This is a genomic window from Fictibacillus barbaricus, assembly GCF_031457135.1.
GTDB lineage: Bacteria > Bacillota > Bacilli > Bacillales > Fictibacillaceae > Fictibacillus > Fictibacillus barbaricus_A.
In genome coordinates this window covers 1-22,755 of the sequence record NZ_JAVDWA010000008.1, presented here as the reverse complement: position 1 = coordinate 22,755, position 22,755 = coordinate 1, and the positions used below count along the sequence as shown (strand labels likewise).

At 39.1% G+C, this 22,755-nt stretch carries 20 protein-coding genes; 2 read left to right on the top strand and 18 right to left on the bottom strand.

Annotated features, from left to right (window positions below):
- Positions 1-19: 19 nt before the first annotated feature.
- From murD to J2X07_RS16970, 14 genes are all read right to left on the bottom strand, one after another.
- Positions 20-1,369 carry a UDP-N-acetylmuramoyl-L-alanine--D-glutamate ligase gene (gene murD / locus J2X07_RS17035; RefSeq protein ID WP_310261480.1) on the bottom strand — a complete coding sequence of 450 codons (1,350 nt, stop codon included), beginning with the start codon at positions 1,367-1,369 and terminating at the stop codon, positions 20-22.
- Positions 1,370-2,344: a phospho-N-acetylmuramoyl-pentapeptide-transferase gene (gene mraY / locus J2X07_RS17030; protein ID WP_310261477.1), complete on the bottom strand. Its 975-nt coding sequence runs from the start codon at positions 2,342-2,344 to the stop codon at positions 1,370-1,372. It lies immediately after the preceding gene.
- On the bottom strand, positions 2,341-3,723 hold the full coding sequence (locus J2X07_RS17025; protein WP_310261475.1) for a UDP-N-acetylmuramoyl-tripeptide--D-alanyl-D-alanine ligase: 1,383 nt from the start codon (positions 3,721-3,723) through the stop codon (positions 2,341-2,343). Before J2X07_RS17025 ends, mraY begins: the two co-directional genes overlap by 4 nt.
- Positions 3,720-5,186, bottom strand: coding sequence for a UDP-N-acetylmuramoyl-L-alanyl-D-glutamate--2,6-diaminopimelate ligase (locus J2X07_RS17020; RefSeq protein WP_310261472.1), 1,467 nt, complete (start codon positions 5,184-5,186; stop codon positions 3,720-3,722). Before J2X07_RS17020 ends, J2X07_RS17025 begins: the two co-directional genes overlap by 4 nt.
- Positions 5,187-5,812: 626 nt before the next feature.
- Entirely contained in the window at positions 5,813-7,747 is a 1,935-nt protein-coding gene (locus J2X07_RS17015) for a stage V sporulation protein D (RefSeq protein ID WP_310261469.1), read from the bottom strand.
- Between the two features lie 73 nt (positions 7,748-7,820).
- Complete coding sequence (locus J2X07_RS17010) at positions 7,821-10,034, bottom strand: penicillin-binding protein (RefSeq protein ID WP_310261467.1); 2,214 nt, start codon at positions 10,032-10,034, stop codon at positions 7,821-7,823.
- A 14-nt stretch (positions 10,035-10,048) separates the two neighbouring features.
- Positions 10,049-10,402, bottom strand: coding sequence for a cell division protein FtsL (ftsL, locus tag J2X07_RS17005; RefSeq protein ID WP_310261464.1), 354 nt, complete (start codon positions 10,400-10,402; stop codon positions 10,049-10,051).
- Positions 10,403-10,416: 14 nt separating this feature from the next.
- Positions 10,417-11,349, bottom strand: coding sequence for a 16S rRNA (cytosine(1402)-N(4))-methyltransferase RsmH (gene rsmH / locus J2X07_RS17000; protein WP_310261462.1), 933 nt, complete (start codon positions 11,347-11,349; stop codon positions 10,417-10,419).
- Between the two features lie 33 nt (positions 11,350-11,382).
- Entirely contained in the window at positions 11,383-11,814 is a 432-nt protein-coding gene (gene mraZ / locus J2X07_RS16995) for a division/cell wall cluster transcriptional repressor MraZ (protein WP_310261707.1), read from the bottom strand.
- A 128-nt stretch (positions 11,815-11,942) separates the two neighbouring features.
- A complete protein-coding gene (bshC, locus tag J2X07_RS16990; protein ID WP_310261459.1) occupies positions 11,943-13,565 on the bottom strand; it encodes a bacillithiol biosynthesis cysteine-adding enzyme BshC in 1,623 nt (540 codons plus the stop codon).
- A 165-nt stretch (positions 13,566-13,730) separates the two neighbouring features.
- Positions 13,731-14,624, bottom strand: a complete 894-nt coding sequence (locus J2X07_RS16985) for a ketopantoate reductase family protein (RefSeq protein WP_310261456.1) — start codon at positions 14,622-14,624, stop codon at positions 13,731-13,733.
- Between the two features lie 230 nt (positions 14,625-14,854).
- On the bottom strand, positions 14,855-16,393 hold the full coding sequence (locus J2X07_RS16980) for an acyl-CoA carboxylase subunit beta (protein ID WP_310261453.1): 1,539 nt from the start codon (positions 16,391-16,393) through the stop codon (positions 14,855-14,857).
- Positions 16,394-16,444: 51 nt separating this feature from the next.
- A complete protein-coding gene (locus tag J2X07_RS16975; RefSeq protein ID WP_310261449.1) occupies positions 16,445-16,657 on the bottom strand; it encodes an acetyl-CoA carboxylase biotin carboxyl carrier protein subunit in 213 nt (70 codons plus the stop codon).
- 36 nt (positions 16,658-16,693) lie between these two features.
- Complete coding sequence (locus J2X07_RS16970) at positions 16,694-18,037, bottom strand: acetyl-CoA carboxylase biotin carboxylase subunit (protein ID WP_310261446.1); 1,344 nt, start codon at positions 18,035-18,037, stop codon at positions 16,694-16,696.
- Between the two features lie 165 nt (positions 18,038-18,202).
- Between J2X07_RS16970 and J2X07_RS16965 the strand changes: the two genes are divergently transcribed.
- Positions 18,203-18,682, top strand: coding sequence for an N-acetyltransferase (locus J2X07_RS16965; RefSeq protein WP_310261444.1), 480 nt, complete (start codon positions 18,203-18,205; stop codon positions 18,680-18,682).
- Between the two features lie 124 nt (positions 18,683-18,806).
- Here the strand turns inward: J2X07_RS16965 and J2X07_RS16960 are convergent, their stop codons facing one another.
- The 4 genes from J2X07_RS16960 to J2X07_RS16945 all read right to left on the bottom strand — a co-directional run bounded on the left by J2X07_RS16960 (position 18,807) and on the right by J2X07_RS16945 (position 21,289).
- Positions 18,807-19,376 (bottom strand): RsfA family transcriptional regulator, encoded by a 570-nt coding sequence (locus tag J2X07_RS16960; RefSeq protein WP_310261441.1) that lies wholly within the window; start codon positions 19,374-19,376, stop codon positions 18,807-18,809.
- A 320-nt stretch (positions 19,377-19,696) separates the two neighbouring features.
- On the bottom strand, positions 19,697-20,458 hold the full coding sequence (locus J2X07_RS16955) for an enoyl-CoA hydratase/isomerase family protein (RefSeq protein WP_310261438.1): 762 nt from the start codon (positions 20,456-20,458) through the stop codon (positions 19,697-19,699).
- Positions 20,459-20,545: 87 nt separating this feature from the next.
- Positions 20,546-20,719: a 50S ribosomal protein L32 gene (gene rpmF / locus J2X07_RS16950; RefSeq protein WP_066240492.1), complete on the bottom strand. Its 174-nt coding sequence runs from the start codon at positions 20,717-20,719 to the stop codon at positions 20,546-20,548.
- Positions 20,720-20,770: 51 nt separating this feature from the next.
- Entirely contained in the window at positions 20,771-21,289 is a 519-nt protein-coding gene (locus tag J2X07_RS16945) for a YceD family protein (RefSeq protein ID WP_310261432.1), read from the bottom strand.
- A gap of 150 nt (positions 21,290-21,439) precedes the next feature.
- Here J2X07_RS16945 and J2X07_RS16940 point away from each other — a divergent pair, with 150 nt between their 5' ends.
- The gene (locus J2X07_RS16940) at positions 21,440-22,642 is read left to right on the top strand and encodes a nucleotidyltransferase (RefSeq protein WP_310261429.1); all 1,203 of its coding nucleotides are present in this window, start codon (positions 21,440-21,442) and stop codon (positions 22,640-22,642) included.
- The last annotated feature ends 113 nt before the right edge of the window (positions 22,643-22,755 follow it).

The window sequence follows — 22,755 nt, the reverse complement described above, 5'->3', positions numbered from 1 at the left end:
ATTATTTGTACAAACCTTATTAAAGTTTATGCACGGAGTTGATAAACATGTCCCCTCTTTGTTCAAAAGTCTTATATTGATCCCAGCTTGCACATGCAGGGGAGAGCAATATTACGTCACCAGCTTGTGAAAGACTGAACGCTGCGGGAACGGCATCTTCCACATTATCAGCACGTTTTATCGTTTCTATTCCTGCTTGTTTTCCAGCCTCAATAAGCTTTTCAGCCGTTTGCCCGAATGTCACCAAAATTTTAACATTCTTTAAAGAAGGAATTAAATCATCGAAAGAATTTCCCCGGTCAAGACCCCCTGCTAATAATATTACTGGCGTTTCGAATGCGGTTAGTGCCGCATTTGTGGCCAGAATATTCGTAGCCTTCGAATCATTATAAAAACGTCTTCCTTCAAATTCACCCACATATTGCAATCTGTGTTTTACGCCTGCAAATGTCTTTAATACAATTTGAATCTGTTCTAATTCTGCCCCTGCCAGAATGGCTGCCGCTGCGGCAGCCAAAATGTTTGATAAGTTATGTTTACCTGGCAATACGATTTCTTTTAATTCAATGATCTTCTGATTTTGAAAGTAAAGAGAATGATCTTTAAGATAAGCCCCGTTTTTCAGTTGCTTATGTACTGAGAAAGGGATGTGCTGAGCTTTTGAATGTTTCATTAGCTCAGTTACTTGAAGATCATCAGCATTATAAATGACATAATCATTTTCATCCTGGTTCTCTGTAACTTTCGCTTTCGCTTTTCCGTATTCTTCCAATGATCCATGATAATCTAGGTGAGCCTCGAACAAATTTAAAAAGACAGAGATTCGAGGCTGGAATTTTTCTGTGCCCATTAATTGAAAGCTTGAAAGTTCAGCTACCAATATATCTTCTTTCGTTGCTTGAGATGCTACTTCAGAAAACACAGTTCCAATGTTTCCAGCTACAATTGGCGACTTGCTGCTATTTTTCAGCATTTCACCAATGAGAGTTGTCGTTGTCGTTTTCCCGTTTGATCCTGTTATTGCGATTATTTCAGCTTCAGATATAAGCCCTGCAATCTCCACTTCTGTGTAAATAGGAAGGTTGCGTTTTGAGGCTTCTGCCAATAATGGATTTTGATATGGGATACCAGGATTTTTAACAATGAAGTCAATCGGCTGATCCAATAAAGTTAATGGATGACCGCCGCATTCAACGGCAACTCCGAGTTTTTCTAAAGCTTCCGCCTCCTGATTCCCTTCTCTAGGCTGTTTGTCGTTTACTACTACATTGGCCCCAAAAGAATGAAGCAGTTTTGCTGCTGCAAAACCGCTTTTAGCCAATCCGACAATTAATATGTTTTTTCCTTGAAACAATTCTTTATTTTTCATTTAAACCCACACCTCTAAATAAATTCCTATTGCAGCAAATAGAAGACCTACAAACCAGAACGTTACAACGATACGCCATTCACTCCAGCCTGATAGTTCATAATGATGGTGAAGCGGACTCATTTTGAATACTCTTTTTCCAGTTAGTTTGAAAGATGCCACTTGAATCATTACAGAAAGGGTCTCAATTACAAATACTCCGCCAATGATCACAAGAAGAATTTCCATTTTGGTTAAAATGGCGATAGCACTAATCGCTCCGCCTAGAGCGAGCGAACCAGTGTCACCCATAAAAACCTTTGCGGGATGTGCGTTGAATACTAAAAATCCAAGTACCGCACCAACTACTGCTACACTGAAGATAGCTGTTTCAAAATGAAGCATCGTTGAAGCAAGGACAGCAAAAGCACCAAATGCGATAGCAGCTGTTCCAGCCAATAACCCATCAAGCCCATCTGTTAAGTTGACTGCATTAGATGCACCAATCAGCATAAATACGACAAGGACAGGATAAAACCAGCCAAGGTCAAACGACCATTCTGTACCGGGTACGGAAATCTTTGTTGAGAAATCAATCGTTTTTAATCCGATGTAAAAAATAGCAGCAATAATCAGCTGGCCAATTAGTTTTTGTTTTGAAGTTAATCCTAAATTTCTTTTTTTCACAACTTTAATAAAATCATCTAAAAATCCTAAAAGTCCAAAACCTAGTGTAACGAGCAATAATAGGTGAGTCTCAGTGGTAATCGTAAAAAATTTCGCTGTCATTGCATATGTAGCTACTGCAAGCGCTAATAAAATAACGATACCGCCCATCGTTGGGGTTCCTTGTTTCTTTTGATGTGACTTCGGTCCTTCATCACGAATACTCTGACCGAACTTCAGCCTTCTTAAAAATGGAATAAAGAAGGGGGAACTCAGTACAGCAATTAAAAAAGATGCAATTAATGTAAAAAGTAAGACTTGCTCAATCATTTTTTCGACTCCTGTTCATCTTCTATAAAAGTTGATACTAGGGTTTCAAGCGCCATGTAGCGGGAAGCTTTAAATAAAATGGCAGTGCGATCCGATAATAGCTCTTGAATCGGTGCAGCAGCATCCTCTTTTGTTAAGCAATGAACAACTTTTATGTCCTTCGTGTTTTGTTTTTCTAGCTCGTCTGCAATCCATGCGCCTTTTTGGCCGACAGCAATAACATGAGTGATGTTATCCTTAATATGTTTTGCAATACTTCGATGCATTTCTTCCTCATTCGGCCCAAGTTCGCCCATATCACCAAGGACTGCTGCCTTAGTACTGAAATCATGGAGATCGGCTAAGGTCGACAATGCAGCGATCATACTTGTAGGACTAGCATTATAAGCATCATTAATTAATAATGAACCTTTTTTCCCTTTTACCATTTCAAGCCTCATCGGAGTTACTTTTAATCTTTCAAGGCCTTCTTTTATTTTATTTTCTTCTATATTTAAGTAATGACCAACAGCAATCGCATATGCTGCATTTTTAATATTGTGTTTGCCCAGCATCGGAATTTTGTAGACGGTTGTGCCTTCTTCCAATGAAAATGAAACACCTTCTTGATCCGTCTGCATATCCACTAATCGAAGTGTTGAAGTATCGCCAAAACCAACCTTCAGAACATTTTCTCCTTTAACATGAGAAAGAAGCGGCTCATCTCCATCAATGATCAGAAGTCCACCCGTTTTAAGCCCGTCTGCAATTTCAAGTTTCGCCTTTGCGATTCCTTCACGGCTGCCGAGTTGTTCGAGATGACTCTCGCCAATATTCGTAACAATGGCTGCATCCGGTTCTGCCAGTTTGCTGAGTAATGAGATTTCATTAAAATTGCTCATTCCCATTTCAAGAATAAGCACCTCAGTCCCTTCTTCCATAGAAAGAATAGTAAGAGGCAGTCCAATATGGTTGTTGTAGTTTCCTTGAGTCTTAAATGTTTTAAATGTCGTTGATGACACACTTTCAACCATATCCTTCGTTGTTGTCTTTCCATTACTTCCTGTCACAGCCACTACGATCGGATTAATTTTCTTTAAATAGAACTTAGAGATTCTTTGCAAAAAGCCAATTGTGTCTGAAGTATATAGAACAGGAAAATCTTCTGGCAAGCCTGCTGGGAGGTCTATCCCTTCCTGCCAAACTGTTGCCGTACAGCCTTGTTTAATCGCATCAAACAAAAATTCATGACCGTCAAAGCGCTCTCCGGCGATCGGAAGGTAAAGTGCGTTTTTACTTTTTAATCGTGTGTCCTTTGAGATGCCTTCAAGCACTGTTTGCTCCATATTGCCTGCTGTTTTATTGGCAAACGGGACTAACTCTTTTATATCTAGTTTCATTTTTTCACCGCCTTAATTGCTTCCCTTGCTACTATTCTGTCATCAAAATCGAGTACATCTTTTCCAATAATCTGATACGTTTCATGGCCTTTACCTGCAATCAGTATAACATCATCGGCTTTTGCCCGTTCAACCGCATACTCAATTGCTTCTTTTCGGTCTGGAATAGTCAAATAATTTTTTGCATCTGTGCCAGCTTCCATATCTTTTAAAATTTGAAGCGGGTCTTCTGTACGCGGGTTATCACTCGTGAAAATGGCCCTATCTGCTAAATCCGCAGCAATTCCTGCCATTAAAGGACGTTTTGTTTTGTCTCGATCGCCTCCACAGCCTATAATTGCCGTAATCGATCCTTTAGCAAACTCTTTAATCGTCCGCAACACATTTTCAAGACTATCAGGAGTATGTGCATAATCCACGATGACTGTAAATTCCTGACCTTCAATCACAGGTTCAAACCTGCCTGAAACCCCTGTCACATTCTCCAGTGACTTAATGATCTGATCAAGTTCTATTCCAGAAAGCAGGCATGTAGTAATTGATGCTAATACGTTATATACAGAAAATTTACCCATTAACTTCAAATTTATTTCTCTTTTACTTTTTGGTGTTTGAAGTGTAAATGAAGTCCCTTGAGAACCGATTGTTATATTCGTCGCTCGGATATCACAATCATTGTCAATGCCGTATGTGATGACTTCTGCTGATGTTATTCTTTTAAACATCTCAGAAGCTGGATCATCGTTATTTAAAACAGCAAATTTCTTTGTAGACTTTTGATAAGTATTCCCCAATTGAGAAAACAAAAGACTTTTTGCAAACTGATATTCTTCCATGTTCTTATGATAGTCCAAGTGATCTTGAGTAAGATTAGTAAATACGGCAATATCGTAATCACAGCCCCACACTCTGCCTTGAACAAGTGCATGGGATGAAACTTCCATTACTGCTGTATCTACTTTTTCTTCTATCATTTTATGAAAAGCATTTTGAAGAAATAAAGAATCAGGCGTTGTATTGGCAACTTTATAGCTTTGATCCTTGATTTTCATTTCAATCGTACCAATCATCCCAGTAGTTTTCCCAGAATCGCTAAAGACTTTTTCAATCAAGTGTGATGTTGTTGTTTTACCATTCGTACCTGTAATCCCAATAAGATGGAGTTTTTGTGAAGGATGTCCGTAAAAGGCATCAGCTATAATAGCCATTGCTTTTTTCGAATCTCTCACTTTAATTACTGGAACATTTACATTTAAATCTTTTTCAGACAAAATAGCAGTTGCCCCATTCTTTGCAGCTGTTTCAGCGAAATCGTGTCCATCAAATACAAGACCCTCAATACAAATAAATAGACAGCCTTTCCCGGCTTTCCTTGAATCCATTTCAATGGAGGTAATTTCAGGATTCGCTGCTATATCCATTTCATAATTCACTAAATATGTAAGCAATTCTTTTAATTCCATTTAATCCTGACCTCTCCTCTAGTCAATGTTAATTATTTATTAATTAGGTAATAATCACAAACTTTGATGCTTTTGAAAGAGGTTAATTTCCGCTTCAGTGGCTCGCTTTCCGCGGGGCGTGCGGGTTAGCCCCCTCTGCGCATTGCGCCATAAGGGGTCTTACCTGTCACACTAATCCCACTGGAGTCTAGCCATCTACGCTCCAATTAACTTTGCAGTGAAGAACTTAACGAAAATCACTCAAAAGCACCAGTCTTTTTAAAAAGCTATTTCCGCATACTTTGTTGCTCTTGTAAGTGGTTGATTTCCGTTACAGGATGCTCGCTTTCCGCGAGGGGTAAGGTGAGCTAGCTAGTTGCACCAAATTTGTCTCACCTGCCCCGCTCCTCCCGCAGGAGTCTCGCACCGTTCAATCCAATCACACTTGTCAATGTTGAAAATGAACAATACGATCCAAAGGCACCAATCTTTTAGATAATAGCCTTTTAGAAAGAGCCTACAGTTATTAAATAAATATTATTAGAAACTCTTATTGGATACACAGTTTAACTGCATCATAAGCAGAGCCATTAAGAAAAATAAGCCAAGGCAAGGTTACGCGCTTGGCTATGTGTACATTCTTTATTTTAATCTTCTACATCTTTTTTGTCACCCAAAAATAAACGGATTGTCTTTCCTGCCTGAAGCTTTACGCCAGGTTGAGGCGCTTGCTGCACAATGTAGCTTCCTTGTCCTGAAGCATCAATTTTTAAATTATACAGCAGGTTTGTTAAATCCTTCGTTTTTTTGCCTATTAAGTTTGGAACAACAATCTCCGGAGCATCCAGCCATGTTTTTTCTTTTTCAATCTGTCCTTTTTGCTTTTTTATCCCCATTGCTGAAAGACTGTCTTCAATAATATTTCCAACTATTGGTGCAGCAACTACCCCACCGAACTGTAATGTTTCTTTTGGATTATCAATAGCCACGTATACAACAATTTCAGGTTTGTTGGCAGGCGCCATCCCAATAAAGGATACGATATGATTATTCTTCAGATACACTCCGCCTTCTGCCTTTTGGGCTGTACCTGTTTTTCCGCCAACTCGATAACCATCTACAAATGCATTCTTCCCTGTTCCTTGAGCGACAACACTTTCAAGTGCATGCCTTACTTCCGCTGAGGTTTTCTCAGAAATCACTTTTCTCTTTAACTTTGGTGTTTGTTTACTCACCACTTTACCCGTAACAGGATCAACTAATTCTTTAGCTATATATGGTTCGTACAAATAACCTCCGTTTACGGCCGCAGACACAGCTGCAACTTGCTGGATCGGCGTAACCGATACCCCTTGACCGAATGCAGTAGTAGCCAATTCCAGGGGACCAACGCGATTTAACGAAAAAAGTATCCCTTTACCCTCACCCGCAAGATCTACCCCTGTCTTTTCACCAAAGCCAAAATCTCGAATATATTCAAATAGTTTATCTTTACCAAGCCTTTGTCCTAAAATGACAAACCCGGGGTTACAGGAATTTTGAACACCTTCTAAAAAAGTCTGATGTCCGTGACCGCCAGCCTTCCAGCATTTCAGTTTCCGTCCCGCGACTTCGATAGAACCCGGGTCATTAAATGTATCATGCTCTAAATCTACTTTGCCTTCTTCAAGTGCGGCTGCAAGAGTAATAATCTTAAACGTCGAACCTGGCTCGTATTGTGCCCACACTGGTAAATTGCGATTATATACTTCTGGTGCAACCCTTTTATATTCTTCCGGGTCAAAATCCGGCCGTGAACTCATACCCAGTATTTCACCTGTGTTCGGATTCATTGCAATCGCAATTGCTCCATCAGGATTATATGTCGCTTGAGCGATGTCCAATTCACGTTCGATAATTGTCTGGACTCTTGAATCAACCGTCAGCCTTAGATCGTACCCGTCTTTTGGCTTTTCGTACTTATCTGATAAAGACGGCATTCTTCTGCCGCGCGCATCTGAGAAAAAGGAGACATGTCCTTCTTTGCCGTTTAATTGTTTATCATAATACAATTCAAGTCCCGTTAATCCTTGGTTATCAATGCCTGCAAACCCTAACACATGCGAAAGGTATGAGCCAAAAGGGTAATGTCTTTTACTGTCTTCCGCCACGAAAACCCCGGGAAGATTTAACGATTCAACTTCTTTTGCTTTTATATTGCTAATTTTTCTGCCGCCATTATCAATTCTGACAATGGATGCTTTTTTTGTGATCCGTTTAAAAACCTCCGTTTTCGAAATATCTAATACAGAAGCCAGTTCAGCAGCGGTTTTATCCGCTTCTTTTACTTGTCTGGGAACAACAAAAACAGTCGGTGCACTGACATTTGTAGCTAGGGCTACATCGTTTCTATCAACGATCTTGCCCCTTTTCGGCTCAAATGGAATATTTCGGCTCCATGAATCCAGAGCTTTGTCAGTAAGCATATCTCCTAGTACAAATTGAACATACCCTAACCGGACAGATATAACAAAAAAGAAAGCTAGTCCGAATATAAGAACAAAAATTAAGCGCCTGCGTACTGTTACATTTGAAACTCTCACACATATACCTCCCCTGTATGATTCGTTTCAAATATATGCTTGTACACAAGCGCATAGAACTTAATGCTGGATTCTATTCAGTCACAACGGTTTCTTCATCGTCCGTATTTTGCTCTCCGCCATTCTTGCTGCCATCACTAGTTGGTTTTGGCACCGTCTCTTTCGGCTCCTCAAGCTGAACAACTAAGAAATCTCCTTTTTTTATGAGAGCTCCAGGTTTCACACTTTGTTTTATGGCAAACCCGCTGCCAGTAATCGTTTCTTTTAATCCCATCAATTTACTTAAGCGTAAAACGTCCATATACGACCAGTCTTTCAAGTCAGGCATCTTCACATCACCGCTTGTGCGAAGGATGACTTTTTCCCCTTTGATGACATATGCTCCATCATAAGGTTCTTGATTCGTCACTTCATCACCTGACCCAATTATGGTAACATTCATACCTAATTGTTCAAGCTGTGATTTTGCCTCTTTTGCAGACTTTCCTGTAAAGTCAGGCAGGTCTTTGCCATAGGATTTGGAAGATGCAGATTTTTGTTTCGAGTCTTTCGCTTCAGGCTGGATATTTAAGTACTGCAGACTGCTTTTCATGACGCTCGTGAAAATATTCGCAGTAGGTGTAGATCCCATTTCCGGATATTCTACATGTGGGCGGTCAATCGCCACATACATCAGCAATTTAGGATCATCCTTTGGTGCCATACCCATAAAGGAGAATATATTTTGTCCCCAGCCTGATAAATATTTGCCGTCTTTTCCCGGAACTTGCGCCGTACCAGTCTTGCCGGCAACATCGTAACCCTCAATCATATATGGTTTACCTGTCCCGTCGGTAACAACCGTTCCTAAAATATCTCTTACCTTTTTGGCCGTAGATTCAGAGATTGGTTTGCCTGCCACTTTCGGCTCGTGTGCCAAAACCGTTTTTTTCGTTTTCGGATCAATGATTCTATCAATCACGTACGGCTGCATCATTTTCCCGCCATTCGCAATTGCTGTGGCTGCTTGTATCTGCTGAATAGGTGTAACAGTAGTACCTTGTCCAAAAGCTGTTGTTACTTTTTCAACCTCATAGTTATAAAGAATGGAACCGCTTTTCTCATTTGGCAAATCAATATTCGTTTTTTTGTCTAACCCAAACTTTGAAAGATAGCTTCTAAATTTTTCATAGCCTAATTTTTCACGAACCAATTTTGAAAAAGCTACGTTCGAAGAGTTTCTAACACCGTCATCATAAGAGATCGTTCCCCACCCTGTACGATTATGATCATAGATAGGTCTGGTAATGTTTGGCAGTTTATACGAACCGGACTGATACTTTTCATTGCCGTTATATTTACCTTCTTCAATTGCAGCGGCCAAAGTAAAAATCTTCATGGTCGATCCTGGCTCGTAAGGATCAGAAATAGCAAAGTTAGTATAGTTGGTGATATCCTTTTCATTCGGATTAAATGACGGATAGTTGCTCATCGCTAATATTCTGCCTGTCTTTGGATCCGCAACCACACCGATCAGTTTTTCAGGTTTGTATTTTTTTGCAGCTTCTCCCATCGCTTCTTCCAGGTAGAGCTGTATTTTCTCATCTAATGTCAAATATACTTCATTTCCGTTTTTAGGCGGCTGTATCTTTTCTTTTTTATCATTAATGGCACGGCTATAGGCATCCCCGATAAAAGTAACCTTTCCATCTTTTTCTTTTAAGTATTTATCCAATGATTTTTCAAGACCCATCAGTCCTTTTTGGACACCATCATCACCTTTCCCTGTATAACCGAGCACATGGGAAGCAAAGGTTTGATTTGGATAATAACGTCTTGACTCTCTTATAAAGTCGATACCCTCAATTTTCATTTGATCAATCTTTTGCTTTGTACGATAAGAGACTTTTCTTCCAGCAGGAATCTCCACTTGAAATCTTCCCTTTTTACTGAGAAGATCTTCTAGATCCCCTTCATCTGTATCAAGAACTCCAGCTAATTTTCCAGCAGCTTTTTCTGGGTCTTTAACATGATTAGGATACTTCTTGTCCAGAATTGCGATTACACTGTAAGATGGGATATCAGCAGCAATTTCCTCACCGTTGCGATCATAGATTGTTCCACGTTTTGCATCGAGTTCATCGCTTTTAAGCCATTTTCTTTTACCGTATTCAATCAAGTCAACACCTTCAGCTGACTGGGAATAAGCAACAACAAAGAACTTACTTGCTAATATAAAAAAGAGCAAGGTAAACACAGCCATAAGGATACCTGCTCCAACGTTTTTTCTTTTTAGCTTTAACTTCATAACAGCACCTACTTTTAATTCTCAACCACTTTAACATTCTTACTATCAAGGACAAAGCCTTGTTTCTTAGCAAGCTTCATAATACGTTCAGGGTTACTTAATTCCGTAACTTGAAGATGGTAATCCTCGACAATTTTTGATTCAGCCGTAATATCATTACGCATCGTTTCAATTTTAGCAGTTGCTTGGTATACAGAAGCATATAATGAAATTAACCACACAAGACCTGCGATTAATACGACACCCATTACTCCCCAAATCATAACTTCACCTTTTGTGAAAAGTTTGCGGGCTGGTGCTTCAATCGTTCTAGGGTTAGTTTGTGTTTGGATTTGCTGTTTTTGTACTTGGTATGCTAAATTGCTCAAAATAATTCTCCTCTCTATTTCTGTTTTTCGGCAACTCTCAGTTTGGCTGATCTCGAACGTCTGTTATCTTCCAGTTCGCCCTCATCAGGTACAATAGGTTTTCTCGTAACCAATTTTAAAGTTGGTTTGTATTCTTCAGGGATCACAGGTAGCCCCGGTGGCAATTCCGGGCCTTGACTCGCTTTTTTTAGTATATTTTTACATGCACGGTCTTCTAAAGAATGGAAGGTGATAACCGCAATTCTTCCCTCGAGATTTAAAAGCTCGATTGAGTCTTTTAAAGCCTCCTCAAAGGCGTTTAGTTCATCGTTAACCGCGATACGAATGGCTTGAAATGTCCTTTTAGCCGGATGTCCACCTGTTCGTCTTGCTGGTGCAGGTATAGCATCTTTTATTATTTCGACAAGTTCACCAGTTGTTTGAATATTTTTTTTCTCTCTGGCCGCTTCAATTTTTCTAGCGATTTGTTTGGCAAATTTTTCTTCACCATAACGAGAAATAATTTTCATCAACTCGTTAAAAGACCACTCATTCACAATCTCACGTGCAGTTAGCTCACTCGTACGATCCATTCGCATGTCAAGCTCAGCGTCATGCTGATAACTGAAGCCTCTATCTGCTTCATCTAGCTGTGGAGACGAAACACCAAGATCAAATAGAATTCCGTCAACTTTTTCTATCCCAAGATTGTTCAGTTCATCTTTTATGTAGCGGAAATTACTGCGAATAATCGTATACTTACCTTCATAATCCTTCAATACTTCCCGTGCATTTTCAATGGCTTTGTCATCTTGATCAAAAGCATACAAATGTCCTGTTTCAAGCTTTGATAGAATGAGGCTGCTATGACCTGCCCCACCCAACGTACAATCAACATAAATTCCATCTGGTTTAATGTTTAGTGCATCTACTGATTCTTGTTTTAAAACGGTTATATGGTCAAACATGGAAAATTCCTTTCTGCTGTAAACTATAGGGTTTTATAAATCGAAGTCCATGAGACTTTCTGCAATTTCTCCGAAAGAATCTTCTGACTTGGAGAAGTATTCTTCCCAAATCGATTTACTCCAAATTTCAATTCTATTCGAGACACCTATAACTACGCAATCTTTTTCTAGTTTTGCGTAGTCTCTTAGTGTGGATGCAATATTCACTCTTCCCTGTTTATCGAGCTGGCATTCAGCAGCCCCTGAAAAGAAAAACCGGGTAAAAGCACGGGCATCCTTTTTCGTAAATGGTAAAGTTTTGAGTTTATCTTCAATTACTTTCCATTCATTCAAAGGATAACCGAATACACATTGATCCAATCCACGTGTCAAAACGAATTCTGAGCCAAGCTCATCACGAAATTTAGAAGGGATGATCATACGTCCTTTTTCATCGATGCTGTGCTGATATTCGCCCATGAACATATGATCCACCCACTTTCTCCCCTAAATCTACCACAACACTCCACTTTTCACCACTACAACTATTATTCGTGTACAAAAAAAAAAATCCTGCTGTCTTACAGGATTTTTTTTAAATATTTCTATTAAATTTATAAATATAAAATTTTATGTTTTTCATTGAATGTAAAAGGGTATTGTACGAGTTGGTTTATTAATTCCGGTCCCGATTCATTCATATATTGATACACGTTCCACACTCGTTCTTGCAGTACCCCAGTCGGTTTTAGGTCTAACATGATTTCATCATATTGCGCTAAGGGAACCTTCACTTTTTTACGAAGCCTCTGTTCCATCTTTTTCTCAATATATTCAATCTCTGAAAAAATCCGATCCAAATTCTTTTCTGTCACTGGCAATAAATTTTCATCAATGACTTGAGCTAGTTTTATGAGCTTCGAATACGAATCTTTCATTTCTGCTTTAACCGTTTGAACAGCTTCATTCGTTTCAACTGGCCTGTTCTCTTCAAACCATTCTCTTTTATACGTTTCAGTACCCTTTTCGAGAACTTGTATGACTTCGAGACCTTTTTCTTCTAATAATCGATTCGTTCTTTCTGGAACAAGCGTAACAGACAGTCTTGGTGTAAGAATCGGCATTTTACGGTCAAATAGGTAAAAGACTTTCCTTAATGTAGCCCAGTAAGCTATTTCTCCAGGTCCAGCTATAAACGATAGAGTCGGAAGTAAAAATTCCTGCATGAGCGGCCGGGTAACAACATTATTGCTGAAACGCTCCGGATGCATATCTGCTTCTACCAAAAGCTGATTTACAGAGATCGTAAAATCCTTTTCCTTCGATGTGAAATTACTTCCATCTCTAAATAATAGGATTCTTTCATCGTTTTTTGTATAAAACAAATGAGCATTATCTGGTTGGATTTCAATCGGGTCATTAAATCCTAATTTGTTAAGCTCTTTTGATTGTGCTCTGAATGCTTCATCAATTTTCGGATTATTCATGATCATCTTTTTCAGATAAGGTGTTTGGATCTTCTTATACTCCGGATCTCCCGAATCCAGGAGGACAAGTCCTTCTTCTGAAAACCATTTCGTAATCAGTTTAGCAAAAAAAGTAACAATGGAATCTGATTCTTCCAAAATCCTTTCAGTCTCCATCTTAAAATCTTGTGTATAAGCCGTTTCACCGAATGAGCGGAAAACTTCTGAAATCCAAGGTTTCACATCATCGGGATTCCATTTCCACAGTGAAGCAGATGATTTAATAGCTGAGGCTGCTTTTAATGAAGTTTTCTTTGCCGTATTATTTTTCGGAAGCATAATATGGTTGATTTCATCCATATCATGGTCTTCACCTGCAATCCAGAAAACAGGAATCACCGGCACTCCGAGTTCTTTTTCTGCTTGCTTAGCCAATTGAATAATACTAATGCATTTATATATAACGAGTAAAGGTCCTGTTAAAAGTCCAGCCTGCTGACCTCCGACAACTGTTACCGTTTCAGGATTATTTAATTTTTGAATGGTATTCATTGTTTTGTTTGAAGAGCCGATCTTTTCATTGTAAGAAACCAAATAATCTGTCAGTTCTTTTCTCGGAAATGGATGACGCTTCAGTTCTTGCAGTCTTTTCATCCATTCCTGCTTGTCGTATGGTTTTTGATAATCAAAAAAACGAGCAACATCCAAATCTGCTTGTAAGTACCCTTCAAGAAATGGCGAGGTTTGAAGCTTCATTTCCTCCAGTCTCATTTATGTACTTCCTTTCTGCGTTCAATTACATCCTTATCGAGTATAGCAAATAAACTCATCAGATAATAACAGATTTGCTCTAAACTAAAAAAATCCATTTCAAAGCACCATTTGTAATTACAAACATCTTTGTTTTTCCGCCTAAAAAACTACGGCAGCTGCTGATCATCTCGATTCCAATACTTTTACAGCATAATAAACAAATCGGGAAACAGGCACTTTTAAATTTTTTCGATCCGCATGCTTTATTATTTCACCTGTAATACCATCAATTTCAGTTTCTTTACCACTTTCTATACTTTTCAGCATGGATGATCGATTCAAGGAAGTAGTCCTGCACAGATTTGATAACTCCTTCCATAATGTGGATTTTATCTCATTCATATCTAATGCTGAAACGGATTCTTCAAATAGTTGCTTCATCATTTTATGCGCATAATCATTTTCTATTAACTGTCCGTTAGGAATACCCAGCATCGCTGTTACAGGGTTGATTGAGGCATTCATGATCAACTTCTTATAAAGCATCATTTCCCAGTCCTTTTCCATTATGACCGGAAAACATTCCTCTGGAAATATGAATCGCTGCCAGTCTGGGGCAGACCTTCCCTTAAATTCAGAAACTTTAATCTTTCCTGTCCCAACATGCCTGACAGCAGCGAAGCCTTCTTTCATTGCACCATGTTCAACAACACCGACACTGATGTTTTCTTGCGGCAAACTATTTAGCCATTCAATATGCCCTATCCCATTTTGTAAGAACAGCAAATTCATCCCCTTAAATGATTCCTGGTTTAAAAAACGCATGTCCTTTATGGCATTTTGAGTAACCGTTACCACACCGAATTCTTCACTTCCTTTAAAATCTTTAACAGATTTCGCTTCAAAAAAAACCGTTTCTCCATTATCGAATTTATCTATATAAGTTAAACCTTTTTGATTGATTGTTTTTGCCTGTTCAACTGTTCGCGTATATAGAACAGGATCATGATGATTTTTTTTAAGAAAATAACATATTAATAGTCCGATGGCTCCACCGCCAATTACACTGACTCTCATAAAAAACCTCCAAAAACAAATGATTATTAGCGTCATTTTACCATATAAGAGAAAGGCTGCTTTCGTAAAATTTTGTTGAAAGTATTTGATTTCCGTTCCAGGTTGCTCGCTTTCCGCAGGAGTCTCGCAGCTTGCACTCCAATCAACTGTAAGAAAAAAAGCTAAAAGAAAAACCATAAAAAAAGGGCTGACCTCAAAAGTTTTACGCTTTTGGGTCAGCCCCTTGATTTTTATACTGGATATACAGGATGTTTGCGTTCGCTGAACACCATGTCTTTATTTTCATAAAATTTATATCTGTTTATAAGTTCGCTGCGCAATGAAGAAGGTGAAACGATATCATCGATTATCATTTCTGACGCTAACTTGTAAATATCAATGTGTTCTTTATATTCTTGTTGTTTTTGCTGAACAAATTGAATGCGTTCCTTAACGTCTTCAATTTCATTAATTTTATTGGAATAAACCGCATTTACTGCAGCTTCAGGTCCCATTACAGCAATTTGGGCTGTCGGAAGAGCCAAACAGCAATCTGGCTCAAACGCAGGGCCGGCCATCGCATAAAGTCCTGCACCGTAAGCTTTGCGTACAATAACAGAAATTTTTGGAACGGTAACATCACTCATCGCAGCAATTAATTTAGCTCCATGTCTAATGATTCCCGCTCGTTCAACCTTCGTTCCGATCATAAACCCTGGCACGTCTGATAAGAAAAGGAGCGGGATAGAGAAAGCATCACATAACGTAATAAAACGTGCTGCTTTATCTGCTGAATCCACGAATAGAACGCCGCCTTTCACTTTAGGCTGATTCGCAATAATCCCGACTGGCTTTCCGTCCATGCGCCCAAATCCTGTTATGATTTCTTGTGCAAATAGTTTTTTCATCTCAAAAAAACTATCTTCATCGATAAGACGGTCAATAAACTCATACATATCAAATGGTACGTTCTGATTTTCAGGTACAATTTCCTCTAGCTCTCTTCCTGCTCTAGGAGCCGCAGCTTCCACAACCGGCGCAGCTTTTTTGTAGTTACCTGGAAAGTAAGATAAGTAACGGCGTGCTTCTGAAATCGCTTCCGTTTCATCAGATGCTAATAAATCACCGCATCCGCTGACAGAACAATGCATTCTTGCTCCACCCATTTCTTCCAATGTCACCTTTTCGCCGATTACTTTTTCAGCCATACGCGGACTTCCTAAGTACATTGACGCATTTTGATCAACCATGATCACAATGTCACAGAAAGCTGGGATGTAAGCTCCGCCAGCAGCAGAAGGACCAAATAAGACACATACTTGCGGAACCATTCCTGACATTTTCACTTGATTATAAAATATTTTTCCAGCACCACGGCGATTTGGGAACATATCAATCTGGTCTGTTATTCTAGCACCAGCGGAATCTACAAGATATAGCATAGGCACTTTTAATTTCATAGCTGTTTCTTGAATACGGATAATCTTCTCTACTGTTCTTGCTCCCCAAGAACCTGCTTTAACCGTTGAATCGTTCGCCATAACACAAACCGTTTTACCGCCTACTTTACCAATGGCAGTTACAACGCCATCTGCAGGAAGATCTCCAGCCTGATTGTTAGCAAACTTTGCATCTTCAACACGATATTCTCCATTGTCAAATAATTGCTGCAAACGGTCACGAACAAACATTTTATTTTGAGCACTATTTTTTTCGTGATATTTTTGAGCACCGCCTGCTTCAATCTGATCGATTTTTTCTTTTAATTGATTTTCTAGTTTAGCAACCATATTATACCTCCTTCAAGAGAGTGAGCGCCCGCTCAGAATGTATGCATACGTTTATTTTAAAGTAACTAATACGTCGCCCTCGTTTACAAAATCACCTGATGCAAACTTGATGCTCTCTACATTTCCCGCTTCAGCGGCTTCTACTGGAATCTCCATTTTCATAGACTCCAGAATCACTACTGTTTGTCCAGCTGTAACTTCATCACCTTCACTAACTAACACTTGCCAAACTGTCCCTGCCATAGATGCTGTAATTTCTTTCATTTCTCTCTCTCCTCATTTTTACGGTTTAATTGTTTATTACGGTTTAGCTACAGACCTTTTTGCTAAGAAATCCGTTGTGTAATCCCCATTTTCAAACCCTTCTTCTTTTAATATGTTCTGAAAAAGAGGAATGTTGGTTTTAAGACCAGATATCTGGATCTCATTAAAAAATGCAGCCGCTGTCTTCAGACATGCTTCCCGGCTGAAATCGCTTACAATTATCTTCGCGATCATAGGATCATAAAAAGGCGTGACTTGGTTTCCTTCTTCGTAGCCTAAGTCTATTCTAACATTTTTTAATTCTGGCCATACGAGTTTCTCTATTTTCCCAGGTGACGGAAAAAATGTAACGGGATCTTCCGCATAAAGTCTAAACTCAATCGCATGTCCTTTGTTTTGAATTTCTGCTTGTGCCAACGGTAATTCTTCACCATCAGCAATTTGCAGCTGCCATCTTACAAGATCGATTCCTGTAATACTTTCAGTAACTGGATGCTCTACTTGAAGACGAGTATTCATTTCTAAAAAGTAAAATTCTCCAGTTTCACTTACTACAAATTCAACTGTTCCAGCATTGACATAATTAACTGCTTTCGCTGCATTAACTGCTGCATCAGTTATCTTCAAACGCAAGCTTTCAGTTAAAAATGGAGATGGTGATTCTTCTACTACCTTTTGATTTCTTCTCTGAACACTGCAGTCACGCTCAAACAGATGAACGATATTCCCCTTTGTATCACCCACAATTTGAACTTCAATGTGGCGTGCATTCTCGATACATTTTTCTATAAACATCCTGCCTGAACCAAAGAAGTTTTTGGCTCTTTGCTGGCTTGAGATGAAATGCTTATGAAGATCTTCTTCGTTTTGGCATTTTACCATCCCGATGCCTCCGCCGCCGCTGCTTGCTTTTAACATAACTGGATAACCAATCTGCTCTGCAAGTTTAACCGCTTCTTCAACATCTTCTATAGGTTCAATCGTTCCAGGGACGATTGGAACACCTGCTTGCTGCATCGTTCTTCTGGCCATAATTTTATCTCCCATACTCTCAATGGTCTGAGGTGAAGGACCGATAAATTTTATGCCTGCAGCTTCTATTTTTTTGGCAAACTCATCGTTTTCAGATAGAAGTCCATAACCAGGATGAACAGCATCCACCTTATGATTAATGGCAGTTTCTACGATTACGTCACTTAGCAAGTAAGACTTGGCGACCGGTGACTCCCCGATATGAACTGCATAATCAGCAGCTTTTACATAAGGCAGGTCTTTGTCTGCGTCAGAGAAAACAGCCACCGTTTCAATACCCATTTCTTTACTTGTTTTTATTATCCGAAGCGCAATTTCCCCTCGGTTAGCAATTAAGATTTTTTTCATATTCATCCTCCTTCCTGTTGTCAACATTACGTTTTTCGACAAAAACGTGTAATTTCCTTTTTGAAAGCGCAAACTAAATGAATATTTTATTTTTAAAGAATTTTTAGCATAATTAGTATATACTATATCTATAGAGAAAAGTACAGGATGGCAGGGGGAGAGAATATGGTTAAATACGAAGTAAAAAAATTGCTAGTTAACTACAAAACATTGGAAGAGTTCAAGCATTTCAAAGAATATGGTGTGCAGGAGCTGTCAATGCTTGAAGATCTCCAGGACAATATGATAGAGAACGACAGCGAGTCTCCTTTTTATGGCATTTATTATGGTGATAAATTAGTTGCCAGAATGAGCTTATACCGAATCGAAGCTGCGTATGATCAATATTTTGATCCGCCGCAAGATTATTTAGAACTTTGGAAGTTAGAAGTCCTTCCGCATCACCAAACAAAGGGGCTTGGCAGAGCATTAGTTGAATTTGCAAAAACATTCAATCTTCCAGTTAAAACGAATGGAAGACAGCAATCCAGCGGTTTTTGGGAAAAGATGGGCTTTGAAGCGGTAACATATAATCAAGATCGTGACCGCGGACAAAATCCATATGTATGGTATCCAAAAGGAGTTAGCGAGCAACGACTCGCTTAACGAAGATATTCTGCGAAAATCAATGGAATACAAATATTGTTCTAACATAAAATTGCACGAAGACTGGATTCTTCCGTGCATATCAATGAACAAGAAAAGATGGCCTTAAGCTGGCCATCTTTTTTTAATTATTCACAGGAACTTCTACTAACTTTCTTGCTCGATCCATGATTTGTAATAATTCTTTATAATCACGGGAAACGGCATCAAATTCCTTCTTTACTTTTTCTAGCTTTTTCTTGAGATTTCCATTCTCTTTTTTTATCTCTTGAATTTTTAGAAGCAGCGTTTTATTTTCTGATTCCAGATTTTCTGTCAATGGATTCTCCTCCTGCAGCTGTTGCAAAAAGACAATAACATCATCTATCGAAAGACGTTTTCCGCTTCTATGTTTTAATTTTATGTCAGGACTGCTTATTGCTGCAGTCTTTTCAGGATATGAAGCATTTTGTTTTCCTTTTCTTTTATTGCGATCTTTTCTCACTTGCTTCGCTTCTGCGATCGAACCTTCGTATTGTTTCCTGATTAGTGAGTTCCACCGAAAGCCGCAAGCTGCAGGAGTCCGTGATAACTTCTCTCCTACTTCTTCAAACGCGACTAGCTGTGTACTGCCTTCTCTGATGTGCTTAAGTGTTACTTGAGCTAGAATCGTGTCTTCCTCTTGTGTCCAGGCATCCTGGCGCAAAATCGTCATAAAGATCCCCCCATTTTAGTGGTTTGTAATATGAATATGCTAGTAGTAGAAAAGATAGACATTATATTCTACTAAAAGAGGGGAATGAATTATTTTTTGGCTGTTTTCAGATTCAGGATGCTCACTCTCCAGAAGGGGTAAGGTGAGCCCACACGAGAAGACAGATGAAGTGCAGCTCCTGCGTCTGCAAGAAATTCTGCTGAAGAGAGTTTCCTCTTAGCATGCCTTGGAAGAAGAAAACTCAGGAGGTTGGCACCCTGATCCTGCAGGCACTGCCGCGTTACATCGCATGAAGAAAATGGAATTCTTTAGAAGAGAGTTTATTTTTTCAAGAATGCATCTACTCTTTTATGGTGTTCATCTGATGCCCATAGTTTTGCACATCTTGAAATCTCTTGCCTTACATTATCTTTTAATTTCTGTTTATCAAGCCTTTGCAGCTGCAGAGATTTATAAGAAGTTATAACACCAAGAGGCTGTTTCGTATAGCGGCTTAAATATCGTTCCGTTTCTTTTAAGCTGTTTCCTTTTATCACATACTGAATAAAACCGCGGTCCATTCCTTGTTTGGCAGTAATGGGAGAAGAACTGTAAAGAAGATCCATCGCATTATCCTGTCTGATCCTCTCTAACAAATAAGTCCCTCCGCCCCAGCCAGTTGTGATCCCTAATCCACCCTGGATAAAACCTACTTTAGCTTCTGCACGCGCAAGTCTTATATCACATGCTGCTGCCAGCTCGCATCCGCCGCCGACCGCAAATCCGTTCAGTAAGGCAACAGTGGGTTTTGGAAAGAAAAATAATTCATCAAGTACCTTCCCCATCTCTGATAGCATTCCTAATGCTTCTTGTTCTGTTTTTAAAGTATGAAAGGCACTTAAATCTCCTCCAGAGCAAAAAGCTTTCGTTCCAGCTCCTGTAAGAACCAAAACTTTTACATCATCGTCATTTTTTGCTTGATTTAAGTAAACCATCAGCTTACTCATAACTTCAAAATTTATAGCATTTCTTACGTATGGCCGGTTTAATGTAATCCAGCCTATTTGATTACTTTTGTGCCAAAGTACAGGTTGTTCAGTCAACTTCTATACCCCCGTCCGAAGAAAACGCTTTATTTTTATGTATATGAAAAAACAGGAAGCAAAGGCTCCCTGTTTTTCATTAATTCATTACTTGCTTACTACTTCTTTTCCTTTGTAAGATCCACACTCACGACAAACACGGTGAGATAACTTGTATTCTCCGCACTGTGGACACTTTACCATACCAGGCATGGAAAGCTTATAGTGTGTACGACGCTTCGCTTGGCGAGTTTGTGATGTTCTGCGAAAAGGTACTGCCATTTTGTATCCACCTCCTTAAAGGTCTTGAAAGAATCATTATAACCTATTCTTTCATTCTTTGTCTTTGTCAAAAAATTTAGCTAGACCGGCCATTCTCGGGTCAACCCGATTCTTTAGGTCTTCATCCGTAACCCTCTGCCATCCTTCTCCTTCATCAGGAGCTGGACTTTCCTTAACATCAGCCGCAGTAATTTTCAACGGCTTTTCAAGCAAAATATGCTCTTCGATGACAGGAAGAAGATCAACGTAATGTCCCTCTACTTTATGAAGGCTTTCTTCGTCTTCATATTCCGTATAATTGGGATCGAAAATAAAAATTTCCGTTGTTTTTACCGAAAATGGAAATTCCACATCAACCAAAGTGTTAGCACAAGGCAACACCATTCTTCCTTTTATCGTCAAATAAAAAGTGGCTTTTTGCTGAGTTACATCTGCATGTCCTTCTACATATACAGGTTCAATGCTTCTGATCTCTTGGTCTTTTTCCATCACACCGCTAGCATCAACATTTTGTTCAAACGTTAACGGTTTACGGTAAAAATTTTTTAATTCTTGTAGTGACCATTTCATCTTTTATCACCTCAAGGCAACAGTAGTAATTATATCGGTCAAAATATAAATTGTCAATATGATATCTTTACAGCAGTACTTTTGATTTTAAACTGTTTTTAGTACAATGTAAACGTAAAAGATTCCAGCTCTGTAAGGGAGAGTGCAAGAATGAAGGCTGCCGGTGTTGTTGTAGAATATAATCCGTTCCATAATGGTCATTATTATCATTTACAGGAAACGAAAAGAGTGACAAAAGCTTCATGTATAATCGCTGTAATGAGCGGCAATTTCCTTCAGCGCGGGGAACCTGCTCTTCTCTCAAAGTGGTCTCGAACTAAAATGGCTCTTTCAGGTGGTGCAGACCTCGTTATCGAATTGCCTTATTCCTATGCAACTAGCCATGCACAGCGTTTTGCATTTGGCAGCATTTTTTTACTGCAGGCTGTCGGCAGTGAATCATTTTGTTTTGGAAGTGAGTCTGGAGATGTTACAGCCTTTCAAAATACGCACGATTTGCTCGAAACTCAGTCAGAAGAGTTTGATGCATTTGTCCAGGAATATATGTCACAAGGACTATCATACCCTGGTGCAGCCGCAAAAGCATATGTATCACTTGAAAAACCGCTTCATTTAGACCTTAGCAAACCTAATAATATTTTAGGGTTCGAATACATTCGAGCAGCACGTATACTCGGTTCAAAAATTACGCCATTTTCGATAAAAAGAAAAAATGCAGGTTATCATGATGTTTCTCTTGGTAAAGGGAATATAGCCAGCGCAACAGCTATTCGCGAAGCTGTATTTTCACACGATATTCAAAAAGCACAAAATTATATGCCCTCATTTACCTTTCAATCTCTAACAGAAGAGATCGAAAAAAAGGGTTGTTTAATGAACTGGGAACGATTTTATCCTCTCCTGCGTTACCAACTATTATCTTCAAGTCCTTCTGAAATAAACCTTTTTTACGAAATAGAGGAAGGCTTAGAATACAGAATGATTGAAGCGATGAAGTTATCATCTGATTTCCAATCTTTTATGAAAGCACTCAAAACGAAGCGTTACACATGGACTAGACTTCAAAGAGCGTGTCTTCATGTCTTAAACAAAATTACGAAAGAAGATATGAACCAAATTTTAGACCTTCCTCCTGCTTACATACGGGTATTAGGAATGACAGAGACTGGTCAGCAATATTTAAGATCTATAAAAAAATCGTTAGAACTTCCGTTAGTAACTACTGTTTCGAAGCATGATTTCAAAGGACTTAACATGGAAGCAAAAACATCCTTAGTTTATGCACAAGGAGTTCTAAAGAATAGTCTAGGCGCAGAGCAGGAAGAATTTAAAACGCCTCCCATTATGGTGTAGATATGCGGAATAGCCTCTTATTTCTCGGATAGCGCTCGTATTTCTCGGATAGCGCTCGTATTTCTCGGATAGCGCTCGTATTTCTCGGATAGCGCTCGTATTTCTCGGATAGC